Raw genomic sequence first — 23,157 nt, forward strand, 5'->3', positions numbered from 1 at the left:
TATAAAAATTGAAAATATAAAAATCATTAATAACAATAATTATTTAACGGGTGATTTTATGTGGAGTTGTGATTTTGACCCATCAATAACCTCAGTATACAATTTAGAGTCAGTAAATCAAGTAACAATCAATAGAGATGGTTTTATTTTAAAACTTGGTCCTTGCGATTATACGGAACCAATCGGAGATAAAGACCAATATTTTTGCACTAATCAAAATCCGACAATTGGAAATTTAACCCCAAATTCGAACTCCATAAAGTGGTATGAATCTTTATCATCGACAAACGAGTTAATAAGCACAATATCATTAAATGATAATCAAATATACTATGCTGCTCGTCAAATTGGAAGTTGTCCTGAAAGCCCTAGACTAGCTGTGACAGCACACATTACTCAATCACCTCAAGCTCCAACATTTACTCCTCCTGTTTTTTGTAAAAATGAACACAAAAAGCTTTCTGATATTATTATCAATGGTATAAATATAAGTTGGTATGATTCCTTATCCGATGGCTTAAAATTATCTGAAACAATAGTACTTGAAAACAACATTACATATTATGCATCACAAACTGTAAATGGTTGTGAGAGCGAAAGAGTACAAATTACCCCCATTATAATTGAAACAGTTTTACTATCTGCCAACTCCCCCCAAACCTTCTGCATTCAACAAAATGCAACTCTTGATAATATTGTAATTAATGGACAAAATATACAATGGTACGATGCTTTGACCAATGGAAATTTATTAGCCAATACCACATTATTACAAAGTAATACTACTTATTATGCTTCGCAAACTATAAATGGTTGTGAAAGCGAAAGAGTTGCTATTTTAATAAGCATTCAAAATACTCCACCAGCAACAGCCGATGTAAATCAATCCTTTTGTACTGGATCTAATCCGAGAATTGCAGAAATACAAGTTACTGGACAAAATATAAAATGGTATGATGCTTTAAACAATGGCTCTTTGTTAACTGAAACAACAAATCTTGTTGATGGAAAAACCTATTATGCTTCGCAAACGGTGAATAATTGTGAAAGCGAGAGATTAGCAATTACCGTTTCTGTTGTTAATACACCTTCTACTCCTACGGCAAATGGAAATCAATCCTTTTGCAAAAAGGAAAATGCAACGTTAAACAATGTTCAAATTTCAGGACAAAACATAAGATGGTATGATACTAATTTCTCTGCAGCCAGTTTACCGAACACCACTTTATTAGAAGACAATAAAACCTATTACGCTTCACAAACTATTGGATGCGAAAGCGACAGAACTCCTGTTTTAATTCGAGTTTATGAAACCCCATTACCAACAGCAAACAACAATCAACTATTTTGTATGGATGAGAATGCAACTATTGCCAATCTTTCTATTTCAGGCTCGAATATCAAATGGTATGAGGATACTACCAATGGAACAGTTTTAGCAGAAACCTCTTTATTACAAAATAATAAAACCTATTACGCTACACAAACACTAAACGATTGTGAAAGTGAAAGATTAGCTGTTACTGTCGAAATTCAGGATACACAAAATCCAATTACTAATTCTCCCCAAATATTCTGCGTACAAGAAAATGCAAAAATTAGCGATATTACTATCTCTGGTCAAAATATAAATTGGTTTGAAAGCGTTTCGTCTTCGATAAATTTATCCGAATCCACTTTACTTGAAAACGGAATTGTCTATTATGCTTCACAAACTATAAATAGTTGCGAAAGCGATAGAATTCCTATTTCAATCACTATCCTTGAAGCTACCACTGGAGATTGTATCAATTTTGTGGATAAACTTCCATTTCCAAAATTCTTTACTCCTAATAATGACGGATATAATGATACCTGGGCAATTGATTTCGCATACTTGGCTCCAAATACAGGAATCAAAATTTATGATCGTTATGGTAAGTTATTAAAAGTACTATTACCAAACAGCTCTTGGAATGGCCAATTCAACAATCAAGAATTGCCTGCAACTGATTATTGGTTTGTTGTAACCAGAGCCAATGGTCAAGAATACAAAGGTCATTTTAGTCTCAAACGATAAAACACAAAAGACGCAAAATTTAAAACTTTGCGCCCTTTGTGTAAATCTTCGTGAACTTTGTGGTAAAAAATTAAAACTTATGCTCTTTCTTACTAATTACCAACAAAGAAATTAAAGAAACACATGCAGCAATAGTCAAATAAAAACCAACATAAGTCAAACTATAATGAGTTGCTAACCAAATAGCAATCATTGGAGCGAAAGCAGCTCCTAAAATTCCTGCCATATTAAAAGTCAACGAAGCTCCCGAATAACGAACAGTTGTAGGAAACAATTCAGATAAGAAAGTTCCTAGCGGGCCATAAGTAAATCCCATCAGAGCCATTCCGATACATATAAACGCAGTAACTAAGACTGTACTTCCTGAATTTAAAAAGTACGAAAAGAAAAACCCAAAAATAGCAATCGCCGTTGTAGCTGCTATAAGCATTTTTCTTCTTCCAATTTTATCAGCAACTACAGCTGAAATCGGAATAAAAAAAGCAAAAAACAATACGGAAAACAATTGAATCAATAGAGCATCTCTTTTGGTAAAACCTAAATCAGAAGTGGCCCAACTCAATGTAAACACGGTCATTAAATAAAACACCAAGAAAGTAGTAATTGCTGCAAATGTTCCAAAAATCAACTGATTTTTATAGGATTTCAACAATGTAAAAAACGGAACTTTAACTTCTTTTTGTTCTTGTTTTGAATTTTCGAAAGCAGGAGTTTCAGTAATTTTCAATCGGATATAGAAACCAACAATTACTAAAAGTGAACTGGCAATAAACGGAATTCTCCATCCATAATCCATAAAATCTTCGGCGCTCATGTTATCCGTTAGCAGTAAAAATGTACCTCCCGAAAGCAACAATCCTATTGGAGCTCCTAGTTGTGGAAACATTCCGTACCAGGCACGTTTATTTGGTGGCGCATTTTCAATAGCTAATAAAACAGCTCCACCCCATTCGCCTCCTAATCCAACACCTTGACCAAAACGACAAAGCATCAATAAAATAGGAGCTAAAATCCCTATACTCGCGTAAGTTGGTAAAAAACCAATACTCACGGTAGAGATTCCCATGGTTAATAAAGCAACGACTAAAGTAACTTTTCGCCCAACTTTATCTCCATAATGTCCAAAAACTGCCGAACCGATAGGTCTCGATAAAAAAGCTATCGAAAAAGTAGCTAAAGATTCTAACGTAGAATTAGTACTATCAGCTCCAGGAAAAAACAATTGCGGAAAAACTAAAACAGCTGCATTGGCATAAATATAAAAATCAAAAAACTCTATAGTAGTTCCAATCAAACTGCCAAAAAGCACATGCTTCAAGGAATTTATTTTTGCTGGCTGGTCTTTCATCGTCAAATAATTAGGTTTAAAATCGTGCAAAAGTCTTCCTTATTTTTGAAAGCTACAAATATTTAGTTCCAATATTTTTTGGTAATTTTACTAAAAACAAATTCAAACATGCCCAACGACTGTATCAGCTATCAAAAATCAGGATATTTTTCTCCTTTGATGAATGATTATTTAGACCAAAATCCAAAATTACAATCCTTATATAATCGGTTTCCAACAATTGAAAACTTCGAAACTCAAATTGCCGAAAAGCAAGCCAATTTCAATCACAATCATAGAACGAACTTAGTTTCGGTTTTACAAAAACAATATGCAGGAATTGAAATTTCGCATTTAACTGAGCAAAACATTGAATCTTTAAAAGTTGACAATACTTTTACTGTAACTACAGGACATCAACTGAATCTGTTTTCTGGACCTTTGTATTTTCTATACAAAATCATTTCTACTATTAATTTAACAACAGAATTAAAAGTAAAATATCCAGCTTACAATTTTGTACCTATTTATTGGATGGCAACGGAGGATCATGATTTTGAAGAAATCAATTATTTTAATTTTAAAGGAAAAAAATTCCGTTGGAATACAGAAAGTACTGGTCCTGTAGGAAGACTTTCAACCGAAGGATTAGCTGACTTTTTTGAGATATTTACGCAGGAATTAGGTTCTAGCACTCATGCTGAAACGCTGAAAAAACTATTTCAAGAAGCTTATTTGAATCATGATAATTTAGCTGATGCCACACGTTATTTAGCTAATGCGTTGTTTAGCGCACATGGATTAGTAATTATTGATGCCGATGATGCTGATTTAAAACAAAATTTTGCACCATATATTAAGGAGGAATTATTACATCAAACAGCTTACAAAAAAGTATTAGAAAGTACCGAAAAACTAACGCAATACAGCATTCAGGTAAATCCACGTGAAATTAATTTATTCTATATCGAAGATCAATTACGAGAGCGTATTGTTTTTGAAAATGGAAAATTCAAAGTGAACAATACTAAAATGGAATTTTCTGAAAGTGAAATTCTAACATTACTGGAAACTCATCCTGAGAAGTTCAGCCCAAATGTAATTATGCGTCCTTTGTACCAAGAAGTGATTCTGCCTAATCTTTGCTACATTGGTGGCGGTGGTGAAATTGCGTATTGGCTCGAATTAAAATCTTTTTTTGATGCAGTAAATGTTAGTTTTCCAATACTTCTAGTTCGTAATTCGGTTCTTTTGGCAACGGAGAAACAAGTAAAAAAAGCGGATAAATTAGATCTCAATTGGAATGACTTGTTTTCGAAACAAACCGATTTGATTAATAGCAAAGCAAAAGTACTTTCGGAAATAGATATAGATTTGTCGATGCTAAAAAACCAACTGCAATCACAATTTAGCATCCTACACGAAATTACTACAAAAACAGATCCTTCTTTTGCAGGAGCAGTAAAAGCACAAGAAGTCAAACAGTTAAAAGGACTTGAAAATCTAGAAAAACGTTTGCTAAAGGCTCAAAAAATAAAACTAAAAGACACTTTAGCACGCATAGCCGATTTACAAAACGAATTATTCCCAAACCAAGGATTACAAGAACGACAAGCTAATTTTTCTGAATTTTATATTGAAACCGGAAACAACCTTATTACAAAACTCATTGAGTGTCTTGAACCGCTAGAGCAGCGTTTTGATATTATTACTTTATAAAATTTAACAAAAGAACTGAATTTTTGACTTAATTTATAGTTAAATCAAGAGACTTTACGTTTTAAAAAACCTACTTTTATAAAAAAGAAATTATAAAATGACAACCAACAGAACTTTTACCATGATCAAACCCGATGCTGTCGCTAATGGACACATTGGAAATATACTTGCAATGATTAACTATGCAGGATTTAAAATCGTTTCATTAAAATTGACACAGCTTACAGTAGCCGATGCACAAGCTTTTTATGCTATTCATAAAGAAAGACCGTTCTACGCAGACTTAGTAGGATTTATGTCAAGCGGACCTATTGTTGCAGCCATATTAGAAAAAGAAAATGCCGTTATAGATTTCAGAACACTTATTGGCGCTACCAATCCAGCAGATGCCGCCGAAGGAACTATCCGTAAATTATACGCTACTTCTTTAAGTGAAAATGCTATTCACGGTGCTGACAGTGATGAAAATGCTGCTATTGAAGGTGCTTTTCATTTTTCAGGAAGAGAACAGTTTTAGTATTCAGAAAACAGATTTCAGTTTATAGAAAGCAGATTAAAATCTATATAATAGAAAATCCCATTCGCCGAGGCTAATGGGATTTTCTATTATCTTAAATATCTGAAATCAAAAATCGTTAATTAAAAATCTAAAATCATTATCTCAGAACCACCTCTTTTATTACATCACGGCGCAATTCTTCGTTTATCATCGCTACAATCTTCGATTTTCCGTGACTTAGTTCTTCTCTCAATACTGATGATGTTAGTTCGACATACAAAGTACTTCCTTTTAAAACTACATTTCTAGTATAACTATTGACACCGTTCCCCATTAAATTCTGCCAGGCTTCTTTTACATTGATTCCGTCCATTCCTGACTGCAATTTATTTACTTGAATAATTTGCTTTAGAACATCACCTACGGTACTTTGATTATTTAGTCTTTTTGCCATCTTCTAATAAATTAATTGGTGCTGCTTTTTTATATTGGTATTCTTTGTTTTGATCATTTTTAATTACCATCTCATCTTCTGAAATACTTATTAATTCTTCAGTCCATTTTGCGTAAGCGGTAAAATAATCTAAAAAAACATGTTCTTCTTCAAAACGTACTTTTACATTTTCATAATCTTCGTTGAATAAAAATGTTCCGTCAAATTGTGGTCTTACTTTTCTTCGAATTCCTTTATTATTAGCAATTTTAAAAAAATCAAAATTCTCATTCATCTTGAATTCTTTGTCTTCGCCATCTTTAAAAACTACCTTTTCAATTTCCCAATAACCATTGAGTTTATTAATATCTTCTGGGTTAATTTTTTGTTGGCAAGAAACCAAAAATAAACATACAAAAAGAGCTTTTAAAACATTTTTCATCATAAATACTATTAATTTCGACTGTGATTACTAAAAACAAAGTTAGCTTTATTAAAGTTAACTTTTATAAAAATTCAAAGTCAACTTATACTTTTTTCTGTTTTAGAACTTAAAATAATGATTACTAAAATAATAGTAATTAGACTTCATTCATTATAGAAAGTAATTAAAAAAGCAAACCTGAATAATAGTAATTACCATCATTCAGGTTTGCTGAGACATTTTCGAAAAAATAAAAATTAGGATTTCTTACTGATTCTATTTTTAAAACCTAAAACAAAAAAAATGATTCCGATAATCAGTAAAATATAGTATAAGTTTATATATTGATCTCGGATAATATTTGCAATAACAAAACATACAACACTTATCATATAAAGATAAATAGGAGCAATATTTTTAAATGAAGAAAACATATTAATTTTTTATTTAAAGAAACTATCTACAAATTCGTGTTTATTGAAAACCTGTAAATCCTCAATACCTTCGCCTACACCAATGTATTTTACAGGAATTTGAAATTGATCTGAAATACCAATTACTACACCACCTTTAGCAGTTCCGTCCAGTTTAGTAACAGCAAGTGACGTTACTTCGGTTGCAGCAGTAAATTGTTTGGCTTGCTCAAAAGCATTTTGCCCAGTAGATCCGTCCAAAACTAACATTACATCATGTGGCGCATCGGTAACTACTTTTTGCATTACACGTTTCACTTTTGTCAATTCATTCATCAAATTCACTTTGTTGTGCAAACGTCCGGCTGTATCAATAATTACAATATCAGCATCCTGAGCTACCGCAGATTGCAGTGTATCAAAAGCTACCGAAGCGGGGTCAGAACCCATATTTTGTCTCACAATAGGAATTCCTACTCTATCTGCCCAAATTTGTAATTGATCAATTGCAGCTGCTCTAAAAGTATCTGCAGCTCCAAGAACAACATTGTAACCTTGCTTTTTAAATTGATAAGCTAGTTTACCAATAGTAGTTGTTTTTCCAACACCATTTACACCAACAACCATTAAAACATAAGGCTTAACGTTAATTGGAATAACAAATTCTGTTGCTTCGCCAGTATTGGTTTCTGATAATAAAGACGCTATTTCTTCTTGTAAAATTTGGTTTAGCTCCGCAGTACCTAAATATTTATCTTCCGCAACACGTTTTTCAATACGAGTTATAATTTTTAAAGTAGTATCAACACCTACATCAGAAGAAACAAGTATTTCTTCTAAGTTATCCAAAACATCATCATCCACTTTAGATTTACCTGCAATGGCTTTACCTAACTTAGAGAAGAAAGTGGTTTTTGTTTTTTCTAGTCCTTTATCTAAAGACTCTTTTTTTTCTGACGAAAATATTTTTTTAAAAAAACTCATTGTATTTGAAGTATAAAAATGATGTAAAGTACTGCGACTGTTACGTTTTTTTAAGGGTAAATATAGAAAATAAAAAAGCTACTTCCGAATGAAAGTAGCTTTTCTATATATTCTTTTATGAATTATTTCTTTTTCAAGAATTCTTCAACTAATTCAGGAGCAATAATAGTTTCTACGAAAGTATATGCGCCAGTTTTTGGAGATTTAACCATTTTGATGGCTTTTGATAATCTCTTAGAAGATGTTTGTAACGATGCTACTGTTTTCTTTGCCATGATTCAAATGTTATTTGAATTTTAATAAAATCTCTAAATGCAAACATCTGAGACTATTATCAAAATCTTATTATTATTTAATTTCTTTGTGAACAGTTACTCTTTTCAAAACAGGATTGAATTTTTTAATTTCTAATCTGTCTGGAGTATTCTTTTTGTTCTTAGTTGTTATGTATCTTGAAGTACCAGCAACACCTGAAGTTTTGTGCTCTGTACATTCTAAAATTACTTGGATTCTATTACCTTTCTTTGCCATCTTGCTATATATTTATTTAGGAATAAAGATTATTTAATAAATCCTTGTGACTGTGCTTTTTTCAAAACAGCGTCAATTCCATTTTTATTAATTGTTTTTATCGTAGATGCTGCTACTCTAAGAGTAATCCATCTATCTTCTTCTGGAAGATAAAAACGCTTTTTAACTAAGTTTACAGAAAACTTTCTCTTAGTTTTATTCATAGCGTGAGAAACGTTATTTCCTACCATCGCTCTTTTACCTGTAAGGTCACAAACTCTTGACATTATACTTATCTTTTATCGTTATTCAAAATCAGGGTGCAAAGAAAAGAAAAATAAACGGTTCAAACAAAAAAATTACAAGACATTTTTAAAAATTTCTTTCTTTAGCATTTCTAAACTTTTAATCACTGCTCTATCTATCACTTTTTCACGGGGTTGACCAAAATTAAACTCTTCCACAATTACCTCATTTGAAGTAGCCAAAGCAATAAAAACACTTCCTAATTCGGCTTTTTCATCACCTTTTGTTGGTCCGGCATTTCCTGTTGTTGCAATTGCATAATCTGCGTTTAATAGCTTCTTAACGTTCAACGCCATTGCTTTTGCTACCTCAGCGCTCACAACTGAATACTCTTCGATTAATTTTTCTGGAATTCCTAATACATTTATCTTAGTTTCAGTTGCGTAAGAAACCACACTTCCTTTAAAATAACTTGAAGCTCCTGCCACCGAAGCTAAACTTGCCGCAATTTGACCTCCTGTACAACTTTCTGCTGTTGCCACGGTTTTCTGGTCTTTTTTTAGCATTCTGCCAACTATCCCTTCAATGGTTTCATCTTCGTCAAAACCAACAATAATATCATTAATAATTGCATCTAAGGAAACCACATAAGACTCTATAGCTTGTTCTAACAATTCTTTATCTTTTCCTCTAGCCGAAAGACGCAAACGCACTCTTCCCGGACTTGGTAAATAAGCTAACTTAATAAAATCAGGCAAACTGTTTTCCCAATCTTCAATACGTTCCGCCACCATACTTTCGCCTTGTCCGTAAGTCAGAATCGTTTTGTGAATAATATACGGACGGTTGTATTCTTTAACCACCTTTGGAATGATCTCATTTTCGACCAAATATTTCATTTCAAAAGGAACTCCTGGCAACGAAACAAAAACGGTATTTTCTTTTCTCATCCACATTCCCGGAGCGGTTCCAACTTGATTGTGAAGTACAGTACAACGCGAAGGAACCAATGCTTGATCTTTATTGATTTGGGTAATCGTACGTTTATAGAAACCTTCTATCAATTGAGTCACATGTTTTAAAACCGCCTCGTCTACAATTAATTCATCTTCAAAATAATCACAAAATGTTTTTTTAGTTACATCATCTTTTGTAGGCCCTAAACCTCCTGTAATGATTACCAAATCAACCTTATTTTGCAATTTTACAAAAGTGTCTAAAATATGTTGTTTATCATCGCTAATAGAAATCATCTCATTGATTTCCACTCCAATTTTATCCAGAGATTTAGCAATAAAACCCGAATTAGTATCAATGATTTGCCCAATTAAAATTTCATCTCCTATAGTAACAATGGTTGCTTTCATTATATTATTTTGATCATTTGAGTGTATTAAAAAATAAAATCAACATTCAAAAATAGTTGAATGTTGATTTTTATTATTGTTGTTTAAATTTAAAATGAGATTTATTATAAATCAAAATCTTTCTTAATCTCTTTAATAGCTTCTTTCACCTGAGTTTTTATACTATCAAAAGTATGCTCGATATCTTTTCTTCTTCCTTCTGCTTTAGTCCAGGCTTCTACTTCAAGAATTTCTTCAAATGCTACAGTCATTCCTAACAAGTCCAGAGTGGGCTTAATTTTATGAGCATAGGCATAAGCATGTTTATGGTCTTTCTTTTTAATTCCTTCTTTAATTTGCGCCAAATCTTCTGGAACATCGTTGACAAACAAAGTTAGAATTTCGTTTACAAACTCTGTATCATTATCAGAAATTGCATATACTTTTGCTAAGTTATAGTGTAAAGCCATTATTTTATTTGTATTCTAAATAGTTTTTGTCCTTCTAAATACCCTTCCAAAACATCGTTTGGATTTACCTTTGCTACTCCTTTTGGAGTTCCTGTAAAAATAATATCTCCAATTTTTAATGTGAAATATTGTGAAATAGAAGCAATTAACTCATCTATTTTCCACAACATCATATTCACATTACCTTCCTGAACCGTTTGGTTGTTACTTTTCAATTCAAAAGTAAGATTTTCTAATGAACTAAACTGTTCTTTTGGCAAAAAATCACCAATCACAGCCGAACCATCAAAAGCTTTTGCTTTTTCCCAAGGCAAGCCTTTTTCTTTTAATTTGCTTTGCAGGTCTCTTGCCGTAAAATCAATTCCTACGCTTATTTCGTCATAATACTTATGAGCAAATTTGGCATCGATATACTTCCCTACTTTATTAATCTTAATAATAACCTCAATTTCGTGCTGCACATCTTCTGAAAATTCAGGGATTACAAAAGGATGTTGTTTCAATAATATAGCCGAATCTGGTTTGATAAAAATTACAGGTTCTGTTGGACGTTCGTTTTGTAATTCTTCGATATGATTCGCATAATTGCGACCAATACAAATTATTTTCATTTTTTTTGAGTTGGAAATTAGAAGTTGGAAGCTGAAAGAACCAAGTTGAGAGTTAAGACATTTTTTTCTCTTCCAACTCCCAGCTTCCTACTCCCAACTTATTTCGTATTTAACTTTCTTAATTTAATAGCTGTCAATACTTTTTTAGTGTACAAAGGAAAATCAGCATTTTGAACCCAGCTAAAATAACCTGGTTCTTTTTCTAAAATAACATCCACTTTTACGCCTTTGTGTTTTCCAAAAGTAAAGATCTCATCACCATCTTTATCAAATGAAATCATTCCTGCAAAATCGGCTATTTTTTTTCTAGTCGTGAATTCAGATAACGATTTCATATCGTTTTCCAAATCAGGATAACGCTCTAGTTGTGCTTTTAAAATCTCGTAAGTCGCCATGGTATCTGCTTCTGCTGAATGGGCATTCTCTAAACTTTGTCCACAATAAAACTTTAAAGCAGCACTCAAAGTACGTTCTTCTTTTTTATGAAAAATCGTTTGAACATCAACAGAAACTCTATTTTTCATATCAAAATCCACTCCCGCACGAAGCAATTCTTCAGCTAAAAGCGGAATATCAAATCGATCTGAATTAAATCCAGCCAAATCGCTGTCTTTTATCATATTGTAAACCTGAGTTGCCAATTCATTAAAAGTAGGTTCGTTAGCTACTTTTTCGTCAGTAATTCCGTGAACGGCGGTAGTTTGTGGTGGAATTGGAATCGTAGGATTCACTAACCAGGTTTTGCTTTCTTTGTTTCCGTTTGGAAAAACTTTGAAAATTGATATTTCAACAATTCTATCTTTTCCAATATCAATTCCTGTAGTTTCAAGATCAAAAAAGCAAATCGGTCTATTGAGTTTTAATTCCATTTTCTATAATATATAATTACAAATATAAAGTTTTGAGTTTAATTTAAACAAGAGTTTAAAAAAGAAAACCCGAAAGTCATTTAAAACTTTCGGGCATTTTTATCTTTATTAGTCTCAAATTAAACGGTTCTCGTAATATCAAAAGCCTCTAAATATTCGGCAACTCTTTTTACAAACATCCCTCCTAAAGCACCGTCAATAACACGATGATCATAACCATGACTTAAAAACATTTTTTGTCTGATTCCAATAAAATCGCCTTCAGGAGTTTCAATAACAGCAGGAACTTTTCGAATAGTTCCCAATGCAAGACTACCTACTTCCGGCTGATTCAAAATAGGAGTACCAAATACACTGCCAAAAGAACCTACATTGGTTACCGTGTATGTTCCACCTTTTGTATCATCTGGTTTTAACTTCCCTAGTTTAGCACGTTTTCCTAAATCGTTTACAGCCTTAGCCATTCCTACTAAATTCAGCTGATCGGCATTTTTAATTACGGGAACAATCAAATTTCCATTTGGCAAAGCAGCTGCCATTCCCAAATTGATATTCTTCTTTTTGATGATATAATCGCCATCAACTGAGATATTCATTCCCGGATAATCTTTCAGTGCTTTGGCAACGGCTTCCATAAAAATGGGAGTAAAAGTCAGTTTTTCACCTTCTCTTTTCTCAAATTCATTTTTATGTTTGTCACGCCATTTTACAATATTGGTAACATCCACTTCTATAAAAGAATAAACATGAGCTGATGTTTGTTGAGAAGAAATCATATAACCCGCAATTAACTTACGCATTCTATCCATTTCTATAATTTCGTCTCCACCATTTACTGAAACTGGTGCTGTCGATTTAGAAGGTACAACATCAGCAACTTCTTTTACAACCTCAACTTTAGGTGCATTGGTTCTATTTTTTAGATAATCTAAAATATCATTCTTAGTCACTCTTCCTTCGTTTCCTGTACCTGGAATTTGTTCTAACTCGTCCATTTCAATGCCTTCGGCAGCAGCAATATTTTTGACTAATGGCGAAAAGAATTTTTCAGAATTACTATTTGTTATCGTTGGAGCTGAAACACTTTCTTTTGCAATTTCAATTGTTTTTGTTACTTCTTCAATTATTTCTGGTGCAATTGTTTCTTCAATTTCATCTTCCGCATCTTCATCCTCTCCTTCTGTTTCAATGATTGCAATAGTTTGTCCTACGGCAACCAAATCATCTTTTGAAAACAATTGTTCTACTAAAACACCCGAAACTTCACTAGGCACTTCACTATCCACTTTGTCGGTAGCAACTTCTAGCACTGCCTCATCGGCTTCAATTTTATCGCCTACTTGTTTCAACCAGTTTGTAATGGTTGCTTCTGCGACACTTTCTCCCATTCTTGGAAGCTTTAATTCGAATCTTGCCATATTGTTAACCCAAAAGGTAGTTTTTTAATTTCTGTTTGCGAAATTACTAAATTCTTAAAACATAAATTATATTAAATGCCGCTTTCCTATATTAATTATAACAAGCAACTCATTTTCAAAACAATAATTCACTTATTAATAAAAATCAAATCCTAAATACATGGTATTTTACCAATTTGATAAAAAAACAAACACACTAACCGATTATTTTTTACAATAAATTTACTTAAAGCTATACAATGAAGCTAATAAAATGGTAGTTTTTTGTTTTTGTACTTCTAAAAATAGTCATTTTTTTAAAAACAAAAAAGCTTGTATTGTGATCATTAAATAATCAATCCATAAAAATCACTTACTTTTGAAGTATAATAAAGAAACAACTCTTAAATTATTGCATCCCATTGAAAAAAGCTTTCTTATTATTTTTTCTATTTTCAATTAGCCAAATCCAATCTCAAATTTCAGGTTGTACGGATCCTTTGTCAAAAAACTACAATCCAAAAGCAACCATTAATGACGGAAGTTGTAAATACAAGAATAAAAAACTAAAACCTATTTTTTCAAACAAACTCAGTAGCGATATTGTAGAGACTTCAGGCTTAATTGCATTCAATAATTTGCTATGGACGCATAATGATGATACTGACACTAACATTTACGGATTAGATACTGTAGGTGAAATTAAAAAGAAAATCAAACTTGAAAAAGTTAACAATACCGATTGGGAGGAGATTTCGCAAGACAGCAGTTACATATATGTTGGCGATTTTGGTAATAATTATCGAGGCAATCGCACCGATTTGCATATTTTAAAAATTGAGAAAAAATCTTTCTTAGCAAATCGAGCTGTAATTGATACGATTTCGTTTTCTTATTCAGATCAAACTGATTTTTCTCAAGCAAAACCTAATAAAACCAACTTTGATTGTGAAGCTTTTATAGTTTCTAAAGACAGTATTTATTTGTTTAGCAAACAATGGAAGGAAAAGAAAACCAATATTTATGTATTGCCTAAAACTTCTGGAAAACATATTGCTCAATACAAAGAAACCCTCAACGTGAGAGGATTGGTTACTGGCGCAACCTACTTAGAAGATAAAAAACTAATTGCACTTTGCGGTTATTCTAAAAAAGGAAAAACGTTCATTTATCTTTTATACGATTTTAAAAACCACAATTTTTTATCTGGAAATAAACGAAAATTTAAACTTCGTCTCTGGTTTCATCAAATTGAAGGAATTGCAACCCAAGATGGAAAATTATTTTATTTAACAAATGAATCTTTCATTAAAAAACCTATTGCCAATAATCCGCAGCAAATTCATCATTTCGATTTAAGCAGCTATTTATCCCAATATCTTGATTATTTGAAAACGGATTAAAACAAACAATTCGCAATTAGTCATTTAATAGCTTACTTTTGCCAAAAAAATTACAACTGTGAATTATTTATCTGTCGAAAATATATCCAAATCTTTTGGAGAAAGAACCCTTTTTGAAAACATTTCTTTTGGAATTAACAAAGACCAAAAAATTGCCTTTATAGCCAAAAATGGTTCGGGAAAAACAACAATAATGAACATTATTAATGGTTTTGACGAACCAGATACAGGACAAGTTATCTTGCGTAAAAGCATCCGAATGGCATTTCTTTCTCAAGACAATAATTTACAAGACGAATTGACGATTGAAGAAAGCATTTTTGCATCGGACAATGAAACTTTAAAGATTATTGAAGCTTACGAAAAAGCATTAGAAAATCCTGAAGACGAAGAAGCCTATCAAAAAGCTTTTGACGGAATGGATCAGCACAATGCCTGGGATTTTGAAACCCAATACAAACAAATTTTATTCAAATTAAAGCTTGAAGATTTTAAACTAAAAGTAAAAAATCTTTCCGGAGGACAAAAAAAACGTCTTTCTCTAGCCATTATTTTGATTAATCGTCCTGACTTATTGATTTTGGATGAGCCAACGAATCACCTGGACTTAGAAATGATTGAATGGCTGGAAAGTTATTTTGCAAAAGAAAATATTACCTTATTTATGGTTACGCACGACCGTTTCTTTTTGGAGCGTGTGTGTAACGAAATCATAGAATTGGACAACGGAAAAATATACCAATACAAAGGAAATTACTCTTATTATTTAGAGAAAAAAGAAGAACGCATTGCTTCTGAAAATGCCAGTGTAGACAAAGCACAAAACTTATTTGTAAAAGAATTAGAATGGATGCGTCGTCAGCCAAAAGCGAGAACAACCAAATCTAAATCGCGTCAGGATGATTTTTACGTTATCAAAGAAAAAGCGCAAAGTCGTCGAAAAGAGAACAAAGTAGAACTGGAAATCAACATGGAGCGAATGGGAAGCAAGATTATTGAGCTTCATAAAATTTCTAAGAAATTCAAGGATCATGTAATTTTAGATGAATTTAGTTTTGACTTTCAGCCAGGAGAACGCATTGGAATTATTGGTAAAAACGGAACTGGAAAATCAACTTTCTTAAATTTAGTTACAGGAACTTTACCTCTTGATAGCGGTAGAGTTGTGATTGGCGAAACCATAAAAGTGGGTTATTATACACAAAGTGGAATTAACCCAAAACCAGGACAACGTGTTATTGATGTGATTAAAGAATACGGAGAATTTATTCCGCTAATGAAAGGACGATTAATTTCGGCTTCCCAATTATTAGAGCGTTTTCTTTTTGACTCTAAAAAACAATATGATTTTGTAGATCGATTGAGTGGTGGTGAACTAAAACGCTTGTATTTATGTACAGTTTTGATTCAGAATCCAAACTTTTTAATTCTGGATGAACCTACAAATGATTTGGATATTGTAACATTAAACGTTCTGGAAAGTTTCTTGATGGATTATCCGGGTTGTTTATTAGTAGTTTCTCACGACAGGTATTTCATGGATAAAATTGTCGATCAATTATTTGTTTTTAGAGGACAAGGTGAAATTGAAACTTTCCCTGGAAACTACTCTGATTTTAGAAGTTATGAAGACAGTAGCGATGTAGCACAAAAAGAAGATAATAAAACCGAGAAAAAGGAATGGAAACAAAAAAATCCAACTGGAAACTTGACTTTTAACGAGCAAAAAGAATATCAAAAAATCGAAAAAGAAATTAAAGATTTAGAAATTGAAAAAAGTAAGATCGAACAATTGTTCTCAGAAGGTAAAATAGCTGATACTGACATCGAAAAAAAAGCCAAAGAACTGGAGAACATCATTAATAAGATGGAAGCTAAGGAAGAACGCTGGTTTGAACTGAGTGCAAAAATTGAAGGATAAAACATTTTAATTTTCAACAAAAAAAGCTGCATTTCTATTTTAGAATTTGCAGCTTTTTTTATGTTATAAAATTCTATTTTTTCATTGGCGGCAAATCAAATGCCTTAGGTTCATGTGCAAAGTTATTACGGTGAGCACCATCACAAAAAGGCTTATTAGAAGATAATCCACAACGGCAAAGCCCTAAAGCTGTTCTGCCTTCCAATCCGTAAACTTTTCCATCACAGTCTATAATTTCGAAATCACCCTCAATTTTTATAGATCCGTTATTATTGATTATTACTTTTGTCTTACTCATATAGTTTTTTTTGATTTCAAAGATTGCAAAATATATCCTGAAAGCTCAAACTGTACTCCTGTTTTTAGAACACAAAAAGCTAATTTATATTGAATATATTTTAATAACAGTAAAGTCTTAACTCTTCCACACAACAATATAAAAAGTTGGGACTTTTTTGTTAGATAACAGTGCTGTTCTTTTTTACATTAGAATTACATACTATATTTGAAATAAAAAACAAAACATGGATATCAAACAAATTTTTGAAAACAACAAAAAGTGGATCGCTAAACAACTGCAAACCGACGAAACTTATTTTGACAAATTAGGTGCTGGACAAGCTCCAGAGATACTTTATATTGGTTGTTCTGATAGTCGTGTAACTGCCGAAGAAGTTATGGGTTTACAACCAGGAGAAGTTTTTGTACACAGAAACATTGCTAATATGGTTCCCAATACCGATTTGAATTCGATGTCGGTTATTAATTACGCAGTAAGCCATTTAAAAGTAAATCACATTGTAGTTTGTGGTCATTACGGTTGTGGTGGTGTTTTGGCTGCTATGCAACAATCAGATTTAGGAATTTTAAATCCTTGGTTAAGAAACATTAGAGATGTGTATCGAATTCACCAACAAGAATTAGATGCAATTACTAACGAAGCAGAAAAATACAAAAGACTGGTTGAATTAAACGTGCAAGAACAATGTATTAACGTGATTAAAACTGCCGAAGTTCAAAAAGCAAATACCGAAAGGAATCTAAAAGTATACGGTTGGATTTTTGATATTCATAGCGGAGAATTAATTGATCTAAATATAGATTTTGACGAAATTTTGAAAGATATTACTAAAATTTACAAAATATCTTAAACCAGAAATTCTTTCTCGAATGATACTAAAGATGCCGATTTACAGCTATTTATAAATCGGCATTTTTTTATTTCTCAGCATCTTTGTCACGTTGATTTTCTTCGTGTTCATCTCCTTCCATCAAATCATAATCATCTGGAATTCTAAAATTAGCATCTTCTTCTACATCTCGATCATTAGAAATTGGCTTCTCATACGGATGATTATGACCATCTCTAACTGTGAATCCTTGCTCCGCAATTTCTTCATTTGTTTGGTCATTAGGCTTCTTAACATGTTGCGATTCATTGACTGAATCAAGTTTACCCGCAACACTACTTTTACTGTCTTTTTTATCTTTATTTTCCATTTTTAATTCATTTTTAAGGATTACTCTTTTTCATAATAAATAATAAAATAAACCATTACAATATTCAATGACAACGAAATACTATTGGTAACAATTATTGGCAGGTCATTTTTTAAAACTCCATATACCACCCACATTGCTATTCCAAAAGTCAATATGCTAAAAGTTAACAACGAAATGTCTTTTACTTTCTTCGTTTTCCATACTTTCCAAATTTGTGGAATAACAGAAATCGTAACACATATTCCTGCAGAAAAACCTAAAACATCTATAAAATTCATAGCTTTCTTTTTTAGTTCTATTTTACGCTAGAAGTATTTTATCTTTTTCGAAAATAAATCAAATAGAAATTGTAAGAACTAAAAATAGTTTGATTTTCTATATTGCTTTGACTTCAAAAAATTAAAGATTATCTCAAAAGAAAAAGCTCTCAAATAGTTTCTAACTTTTTGAGAGCTTTTATATGTTGGCTTTTTAGACCAAACGTTAAGAACTAAACCAAATCAAAACGATCTAAATTCATTACTTTGTTCCATGCAGCCACAAAATCTTTCACAAATTTATGATGAGCATCGGCACTGGCGTAAACTTCAGCAATAGCTCTCAACTCAGAGTTAGAACCAAATACTAAATCCACACGAGTTCCTGTCCATTTTGGCTGACCTGTTTTACGGTCTGTTCCAATATAAATTTCTTTACTTTCGTCCATTGCTTTCCAGGCTGTTCCCATGTCTAACAAATTAACAAAGAAATCTGTTGTTAATTGTCCAGAACGATTGGTTAATACACCATTTTTTGAACCGTCAAAATTAGTATCTAAAGCTCTCAAACCACCTATTAAAACAGTTAATTCAGGAGAAGTTAAGGTTAACAATTGTGCTTTGTCAATTAATAATTCTTCAGTAGAAACAGCACTTTTATTTTTTCTGTAATTTCTAAAACCATCGGCAATTGGCTCTAAAAACCCAACCGATTCAACGTCTGTTTGTTCCTGAGTAGCATCTGTACGACCAGCAGTAAATGGTACTGTTACACTTGTTCCTGCATCAGCTGCCGCTTTTTCTACAGCAACATTACCCGCTAATACAATTAGATCCGCAATAGAAACTTTTTTAGATCCGTTTGTAGCATTAAATTTACTTTGAATATTTTCTAAAGCAGTTAAAACTTTACTTAATTGAACTGGATTATTTACTTCCCAATTTTTTTGTGGTTCTAATCGAATACGTGCTCCATTGGCACCACCACGTTTATCAGAACCTCTAAAAGTAGATGCCGAAGCCCATGCAGTAGTCACTAATTCTGAAACCGAAAATCCTAATCCTAAAATTTGAGATTTTAACACATCAACATCATTAGCATCTATTAATTCATAATCTGCAGCAGGAATTGGATCTTGCCATGTAAACACTTCATGAGGAACATCTGGACCTAAATATCGTGAAAGAGGTCCCATATCACGGTGTGTTAATTTAAACCAGGCTTTTGCAAAAGCATCAGCAAATTGATCTGGATTTTCGCGAAATCTTTTTGATATTTTAGCATATTCTGGATCAAATCGTAAAGATAAATCGGTTGTCAGCATCGTTGGTTGATGCATTTTGTTTGGATCGTGTGCATCTGGAGTAATTGCGCCAACATTTGTAGCCACCCATTGATGAGCCCCAGCAGGACTTTTTGTTAATTCCCAATCAAAATCTAATAAGTATTCGAAAAATAAGTTCGTCCATTCTGTTGGTTTACTCGTCCAGGTAACTTCAAGACCAGAACTAATGGTATCAGCACCTTTACCTGTTCCAAAACTATTACTCCAACCAAAACCTAGTTCTTCAATTCCTGAATCTTCAGGTTCTTTACCTACATGATCAGTAGAAGCCGCTCCGTGTGCTTTACCAAATGTATGACCACCAGCAATTAATGCCACCGTTTCCTCATCATTCATTGCCATACGACCAAAAGTATCTCTAATATCATGGGCAGCTAAAACAGGATCTGGATTTCCGTCTGGTCCTTCTGGATTTACATAAATCAATCCCATTTGAACAGCAGCTAAAGGATTTTCTAACTTACGAGAATGAACTTTCCCATCTGCATCGTCATCAGAAGCAACCACACCGTCTCCACCTACTCCATGAGAACCATGTGCATAGCGGATATCTCCACCTAACCAGGTTTTTTCGGAACCCCAATATACATCCATGTCCGGCTCCCAAACATCAGCACGACCACCAGCAAAACCTAATGTTTTGAATCCCATAGACTCTAAAGCGATATTTCCGGTAAGGATCATTAAATCAGCCCAGGAAATTTTATTACCATATTTTTGTTTTATTGGCCAAATCAAACGGCGTGCTTTATCTAAAGATACATTATCAGGCCATGAGTTTAAAGGAGCAAAACGCTGTTGGCCTGAACCTGCACCACCTCGTCCGTCTTGCACACGGTATGTTCCTGCACTATGCCATGCCATACGAATAAAAAACGGTCCATAATGTCCAAAATCTGCTGGCCACCAATCCTGAGAATCAGTCATCAAAGCATGTAGATCCTTTTTTACCGCTTCTAAGTCTAGTGATTTGAATGCTTCTGCATAATCAAATTCTTCATCCATTGGATTGGATTTTGATGAATGTTGACGTAAAATATCAACTTTTAACTGATTAGGCCACCAATTTTGGTTTTGCGTTCCATTACCTGCACTTTGTTTTGGAGCACTTCCTGAAAACGGACATTTTCCACCACCGCTTGAATTGTTTGTGTTTTCCATAATTATTTGTTTTTTTATTTTTTATTTCGAAATGCTAATCTACCAACAATAAATCTATTTAAAAATAATTATTGATAGATAAAAGCTATAACTCTATTTTTGCAAACAGTCCTTCAATTAATAAAAATACTAAAAAAAATAATAACTGTTCTCTATCAAATAGTTAACAAATTAAAAAAGGCCTAAAAAAATAAGCTTCATAATCTTACAATTAAATTTATTTTATGGCATTTTTTTATGATATAAAAATAAAACTTCAATATTTTTTTCCTATTTTGCATAGCATTCCAAAACTATAGCCATGAACTCAATCACCCGAATTTTTGACTTTCCGTACCATCAACAGGATGAGTTTACTTCTATTCCAGATGCCTTAGCTTCAAAGCAAAATGGTGTTTGGGTAAAAATATCTACGCAAGAATATATTGCTAAGTCCAATAGTATTTCCAGAGCATTGTTGCGAATGGGAATAAAAAAAGACGATAAAATTGCCATTATCTCCTCTAATAATAGACCTGAATGGCACATCGTTGATATTGGTGTTTTGCAAACTGGAGCACAAACTGTTCCTATCTATCCTACTATTTCTGAACACGATTATCAATATATTCTTAGCCATTGTGAAGCAAATTATTGTTTTGTTTCTGATGAAGAAGTATTAAGAAAAATAAATTTAGTTAGAGACAAGTTACCTCATCTCAAAGAAGTTTACAGTTTTAATACTATTACCAATTGCAAAAACTGGAATGAATTATTAATACTTGGAGAAGACGAAAATAATCAAGATGAAGTTGAAGCCCGAAAAAACAGCATCAATACCGAAGATTTAGCTACTATAATTTATACTTCTGGAACAACTGGAAATCCTAAAGGTGTGATGCTTTCACATCAAAATATTGTTTCAAATGTTTTGGGTAGTGCTCCTAGAATTCCTTTCCAAGCAGGAAAAAGCAGGGCTTTAAGCTTTTTACCTATCTGTCATATTTTCGAAAGAATGGTACTGTACTTATACCAATATTATGGTGTATCCATTTATTTTGGAGAATCCATAGAGAAAATTGGAGAAAACATAAAAGAAGTCCAACCCAATGTAATCACTGCTGTTCCTAGATTAATCGAAAAAGTATATGATAAAATTTATGCTAAAGGAGCAGAACTAACCGGAATTAAAAAGAAATTATTCTTTTGGGCAATTGATTTAGGCTTACGATATGAACCGTATGGAGCCAATGGTTTCTGGTATGAATTCCAACTTAAAATTGCCAGAAAACTCATTTTCAGCAAATGGAAGGAAGGACTTGGAGGCAAACTAGAAGTTATGGTTTCTGGAAGTGCTGCTTTGCAAACTCGCTTGTCTCGAATTTTTGCCGCCGCTGAAATACCAGTTATGGAAGGTTATGGTTTAACCGAAACTTCGCCTGTAATTGCTGTAAATGACATGAGAAATTATGGTTTCCGAATTGGAACTGTTGGAAAAGTAATTAATAATGTTGAAGTAAAAATTGCCGAAGACGGAGAAATTCTTTGCAAAGGACCTAATGTAATGATGGGTTATTACAAAAACGAAAAACTGACTAATGAAGTCATTACCGATGGTTATTTCCATACTGGAGATATAGGAAATATGGATCCAGATGGTTTTTTAAAAATTACCGATCGCAAAAAAGAAATGTTTAAAACTTCGGGTGGAAAATACATTGCTCCTCAGCTTATTGAAAACACAATGAAACAATCACGTTTTATAGAACAAATAATGGTGATTGGCGAAGGTCAAAAAATGCCAGCTGCATTTATCCAACCTAATTTTGATTTTATAATTGAATGGGCTAAAAAGAATAAAATTGACTTAGATAAATCGCACAAGGGTATCGTTTCTAACGAAAAAGTTATTGCCCGAATCCAACAGGAAATTGATTCTATTAATCCTAAATTTGGTCATTGGGAACAAATAAAACGTTTTGAACTTACTCCTGATATTTGGTCTATTGATGGTGGACAATTGACACCAACACTTAAATTGAAACGTAAAAACGTTTTAGAAAAATACCAGGATTTATATCAAAAAATATATAGTGTTTAAATAAAACCTATTTCTTAACTAAAAAAGAGATTGTTTCATACAGTATGAAACAATCTCTTTTTTTTACGCCGAAACCATTATTTAACAAAAAAATAGCGGTTTTTTATTATGCGTGCATACTATTATTTCTTATATTTGAAACAACAACAATGCTAATATCATAATTTTTAGACTAAAAT

At 32.5% G+C, this 23,157-nt stretch carries 23 protein-coding genes; 7 read left to right on the top strand and 16 right to left on the bottom strand.

What is annotated here, in order from left to right; translation table 11 throughout:
• On the top strand, window positions 1-2,059 hold a 2,059-nt coding region (locus tag AAGV33_RS05065; protein WP_373390868.1), incomplete at its 5' end, for a T9SS type B sorting domain-containing protein.
• Between the two features lie 70 nt (window positions 2,060-2,129).
• On the opposite strand, the gene AAGV33_RS05070 is transcribed toward AAGV33_RS05065, so the two are convergent.
• Entirely contained in the window at window positions 2,130-3,437 is a 1,308-nt protein-coding gene (locus AAGV33_RS05070) for an MFS transporter (protein WP_373390869.1), read from the bottom strand.
• Between the two features lie 78 nt (window positions 3,438-3,515).
• Here AAGV33_RS05070 and bshC point away from each other — a divergent pair, with 78 nt between their 5' ends.
• Both bshC and AAGV33_RS05080 read left to right on the top strand, forming a co-directional pair.
• Window positions 3,516-5,105 (top strand): bacillithiol biosynthesis cysteine-adding enzyme BshC, encoded by a 1,590-nt coding sequence (gene bshC / locus AAGV33_RS05075; RefSeq protein ID WP_373390870.1) that lies wholly within the window; start codon window positions 3,516-3,518, stop codon window positions 5,103-5,105.
• 97 nt (window positions 5,106-5,202) lie between these two features.
• Window positions 5,203-5,622, top strand: a complete 420-nt coding sequence (locus AAGV33_RS05080; protein WP_373390871.1) for a nucleoside-diphosphate kinase — start codon at window positions 5,203-5,205, stop codon at window positions 5,620-5,622.
• Window positions 5,623-5,761: 139 nt separating this feature from the next.
• Here AAGV33_RS05080 and AAGV33_RS05085 read toward each other — a convergent pair whose 3' ends face one another.
• The 11 genes from AAGV33_RS05085 to AAGV33_RS05135 all read right to left on the bottom strand — a co-directional run bounded on the left by AAGV33_RS05085 (window position 5,762) and on the right by AAGV33_RS05135 (window position 13,328).
• Window positions 5,762-6,058 carry a DciA family protein gene (locus AAGV33_RS05085; RefSeq protein WP_373390872.1) on the bottom strand — a complete coding sequence of 99 codons (297 nt, stop codon included), beginning with the start codon at window positions 6,056-6,058 and terminating at the stop codon, window positions 5,762-5,764.
• Window positions 6,039-6,482: a hypothetical protein gene (locus tag AAGV33_RS05090; protein WP_373390873.1), complete on the bottom strand. Its 444-nt coding sequence runs from the start codon at window positions 6,480-6,482 to the stop codon at window positions 6,039-6,041. Before AAGV33_RS05090 ends, AAGV33_RS05085 begins: the two co-directional genes overlap by 20 nt.
• 422 nt (window positions 6,483-6,904) lie before the next feature.
• Window positions 6,905-7,858: a signal recognition particle-docking protein FtsY gene (gene ftsY / locus AAGV33_RS05095; protein ID WP_373390874.1), complete on the bottom strand. Its 954-nt coding sequence runs from the start codon at window positions 7,856-7,858 to the stop codon at window positions 6,905-6,907.
• 122 nt (window positions 7,859-7,980) lie between these two features.
• On the bottom strand, window positions 7,981-8,133 hold the full coding sequence (locus AAGV33_RS05100) for a DUF4295 domain-containing protein (RefSeq protein WP_373390875.1): 153 nt from the start codon (window positions 8,131-8,133) through the stop codon (window positions 7,981-7,983).
• Between the two features lie 73 nt (window positions 8,134-8,206).
• Window positions 8,207-8,389: a 50S ribosomal protein L33 gene (gene rpmG, locus AAGV33_RS05105; protein ID WP_016988713.1), complete on the bottom strand. Its 183-nt coding sequence runs from the start codon at window positions 8,387-8,389 to the stop codon at window positions 8,207-8,209.
• A gap of 29 nt (window positions 8,390-8,418) precedes the next feature.
• Window positions 8,419-8,655: a 50S ribosomal protein L28 gene (gene rpmB, locus AAGV33_RS05110; protein ID WP_035660225.1), complete on the bottom strand. Its 237-nt coding sequence runs from the start codon at window positions 8,653-8,655 to the stop codon at window positions 8,419-8,421.
• Window positions 8,656-8,727: 72 nt separating this feature from the next.
• Window positions 8,728-9,981, bottom strand: coding sequence for a competence/damage-inducible protein A (locus AAGV33_RS05115; RefSeq protein ID WP_373390876.1), 1,254 nt, complete (start codon window positions 9,979-9,981; stop codon window positions 8,728-8,730).
• Window positions 9,982-10,085: 104 nt separating this feature from the next.
• Window positions 10,086-10,430 (bottom strand): Hpt domain-containing protein, encoded by a 345-nt coding sequence (locus AAGV33_RS05120; protein ID WP_373390877.1) that lies wholly within the window; start codon window positions 10,428-10,430, stop codon window positions 10,086-10,088.
• Window positions 10,430-11,041: a fumarylacetoacetate hydrolase family protein gene (locus AAGV33_RS05125; RefSeq protein WP_373390878.1), complete on the bottom strand. Its 612-nt coding sequence runs from the start codon at window positions 11,039-11,041 to the stop codon at window positions 10,430-10,432. Before AAGV33_RS05125 ends, AAGV33_RS05120 begins: the two co-directional genes overlap by 1 nt.
• A gap of 98 nt (window positions 11,042-11,139) precedes the next feature.
• Window positions 11,140-11,910 (bottom strand): 3'-5' exonuclease, encoded by a 771-nt coding sequence (locus tag AAGV33_RS05130; RefSeq protein ID WP_373390879.1) that lies wholly within the window; start codon window positions 11,908-11,910, stop codon window positions 11,140-11,142.
• A 119-nt stretch (window positions 11,911-12,029) separates the two neighbouring features.
• Window positions 12,030-13,328: a dihydrolipoamide acetyltransferase family protein gene (locus AAGV33_RS05135; RefSeq protein WP_373390880.1), complete on the bottom strand. Its 1,299-nt coding sequence runs from the start codon at window positions 13,326-13,328 to the stop codon at window positions 12,030-12,032.
• Window positions 13,329-13,729: 401 nt separating this feature from the next.
• Between AAGV33_RS05135 and AAGV33_RS05140 the strand changes: the two genes are divergently transcribed.
• The gene (locus tag AAGV33_RS05140; protein ID WP_373390881.1) at window positions 13,730-14,710 is read left to right on the top strand and encodes a T9SS C-terminal target domain-containing protein; all 981 of its coding nucleotides are present in this window, start codon (window positions 13,730-13,732) and stop codon (window positions 14,708-14,710) included.
• Window positions 14,711-14,768: 58 nt separating this feature from the next.
• A complete protein-coding gene (locus tag AAGV33_RS05145) occupies window positions 14,769-16,631 on the top strand; it encodes an ABC-F family ATP-binding cassette domain-containing protein (RefSeq protein WP_373390882.1) in 1,863 nt (620 codons plus the stop codon).
• A gap of 73 nt (window positions 16,632-16,704) precedes the next feature.
• Here the strand turns inward: AAGV33_RS05145 and AAGV33_RS05150 are convergent, their stop codons facing one another.
• Window positions 16,705-16,929 (bottom strand): CDGSH iron-sulfur domain-containing protein, encoded by a 225-nt coding sequence (locus tag AAGV33_RS05150; RefSeq protein ID WP_373390883.1) that lies wholly within the window; start codon window positions 16,927-16,929, stop codon window positions 16,705-16,707.
• Between the two features lie 226 nt (window positions 16,930-17,155).
• On the opposite strand from AAGV33_RS05150, the gene AAGV33_RS05155 reads away from it, so the two are divergent.
• On the top strand, window positions 17,156-17,782 hold the full coding sequence (locus AAGV33_RS05155) for a carbonic anhydrase (protein ID WP_373390884.1): 627 nt from the start codon (window positions 17,156-17,158) through the stop codon (window positions 17,780-17,782).
• Window positions 17,783-17,849: 67 nt separating this feature from the next.
• On the opposite strand, the gene AAGV33_RS05160 is transcribed toward AAGV33_RS05155, so the two are convergent.
• From AAGV33_RS05160 to katG, 3 genes are all read right to left on the bottom strand, one after another.
• A complete protein-coding gene (locus tag AAGV33_RS05160; protein ID WP_373390885.1) occupies window positions 17,850-18,131 on the bottom strand; it encodes a hypothetical protein in 282 nt (93 codons plus the stop codon).
• Window positions 18,132-18,151: 20 nt separating this feature from the next.
• Window positions 18,152-18,412, bottom strand: coding sequence for a SemiSWEET family sugar transporter (locus AAGV33_RS05165; protein ID WP_373390886.1), 261 nt, complete (start codon window positions 18,410-18,412; stop codon window positions 18,152-18,154).
• 212 nt (window positions 18,413-18,624) lie between these two features.
• Window positions 18,625-20,898 carry a catalase/peroxidase HPI gene (gene katG, locus AAGV33_RS05170; protein WP_373390887.1) on the bottom strand — a complete coding sequence of 758 codons (2,274 nt, stop codon included), beginning with the start codon at window positions 20,896-20,898 and terminating at the stop codon, window positions 18,625-18,627.
• A gap of 301 nt (window positions 20,899-21,199) precedes the next feature.
• On the opposite strand from katG, the gene AAGV33_RS05175 reads away from it, so the two are divergent.
• Entirely contained in the window at window positions 21,200-22,978 is a 1,779-nt protein-coding gene (locus tag AAGV33_RS05175) for an AMP-dependent synthetase/ligase (protein ID WP_373390888.1), read from the top strand.
• The last annotated feature ends 179 nt before the right edge of the window (window positions 22,979-23,157 follow it).

The sequence above is a fragment of the Flavobacterium magnesitis genome (assembly GCF_041729735.1).
In the GTDB taxonomy this organism is placed as follows: domain Bacteria; phylum Bacteroidota; class Bacteroidia; order Flavobacteriales; family Flavobacteriaceae; genus Flavobacterium; species Flavobacterium magnesitis.

What these genes read in the sequence shown, in the direction of transcription:
- AAGV33_RS05115 (WP_373390876.1), bottom strand. Translation starts at nt 9,981, where the DNA reads ATGAAAGCAACCATTGTTACTATAGGAGATGAAATTTTAATTGGGCAA.
- AAGV33_RS05150 (WP_373390883.1), bottom strand. Translation starts at nt 16,929, where the DNA reads ATGAGTAAGACAAAAGTAATAATCAATAATAACGGATCTATAAAAATT.
- bshC (WP_373390870.1), top strand. Translation starts at nt 3,516, where the DNA reads ATGCCCAACGACTGTATCAGCTATCAAAAATCAGGATATTTTTCTCCT.
- AAGV33_RS05120 (WP_373390877.1), bottom strand. Translation starts at nt 10,430, where the DNA reads ATGGCTTTACACTATAACTTAGCAAAAGTATATGCAATTTCTGATAAT.
- AAGV33_RS05155 (WP_373390884.1), top strand. Translation starts at nt 17,156, where the DNA reads ATGGATATCAAACAAATTTTTGAAAACAACAAAAAGTGGATCGCTAAA.
- katG (WP_373390887.1), bottom strand. Translation starts at nt 20,898, where the DNA reads ATGGAAAACACAAACAATTCAAGCGGTGGTGGAAAATGTCCGTTTTCA.
- AAGV33_RS05085 (WP_373390872.1), bottom strand. Translation starts at nt 6,058, where the DNA reads ATGGCAAAAAGACTAAATAATCAAAGTACCGTAGGTGATGTTCTAAAG.
- AAGV33_RS05175 (WP_373390888.1), top strand. Translation starts at nt 21,200, where the DNA reads ATGAACTCAATCACCCGAATTTTTGACTTTCCGTACCATCAACAGGAT.
- AAGV33_RS05100 (WP_373390875.1), bottom strand. Translation starts at nt 8,133, where the DNA reads ATGGCAAAGAAAACAGTAGCATCGTTACAAACATCTTCTAAGAGATTA.
- AAGV33_RS05165 (WP_373390886.1), bottom strand. Translation starts at nt 18,412, where the DNA reads ATGAATTTTATAGATGTTTTAGGTTTTTCTGCAGGAATATGTGTTACG.
- AAGV33_RS05125 (WP_373390878.1), bottom strand. Translation starts at nt 11,041, where the DNA reads ATGAAAATAATTTGTATTGGTCGCAATTATGCGAATCATATCGAAGAA.
- rpmG (WP_016988713.1), bottom strand. Translation starts at nt 8,389, where the DNA reads ATGGCAAAGAAAGGTAATAGAATCCAAGTAATTTTAGAATGTACAGAG.
- AAGV33_RS05130 (WP_373390879.1), bottom strand. Translation starts at nt 11,910, where the DNA reads ATGGAATTAAAACTCAATAGACCGATTTGCTTTTTTGATCTTGAAACT.
- AAGV33_RS05160 (WP_373390885.1), bottom strand. Translation starts at nt 18,131, where the DNA reads ATGGAAAATAAAGATAAAAAAGACAGTAAAAGTAGTGTTGCGGGTAAA.
- AAGV33_RS05080 (WP_373390871.1), top strand. Translation starts at nt 5,203, where the DNA reads ATGACAACCAACAGAACTTTTACCATGATCAAACCCGATGCTGTCGCT.
- ftsY (WP_373390874.1), bottom strand. Translation starts at nt 7,858, where the DNA reads ATGAGTTTTTTTAAAAAAATATTTTCGTCAGAAAAAAAAGAGTCTTTA.
- rpmB (WP_035660225.1), bottom strand. Translation starts at nt 8,655, where the DNA reads ATGTCAAGAGTTTGTGACCTTACAGGTAAAAGAGCGATGGTAGGAAAT.
- AAGV33_RS05090 (WP_373390873.1), bottom strand. Translation starts at nt 6,482, where the DNA reads ATGATGAAAAATGTTTTAAAAGCTCTTTTTGTATGTTTATTTTTGGTT.
- AAGV33_RS05135 (WP_373390880.1), bottom strand. Translation starts at nt 13,328, where the DNA reads ATGGCAAGATTCGAATTAAAGCTTCCAAGAATGGGAGAAAGTGTCGCA.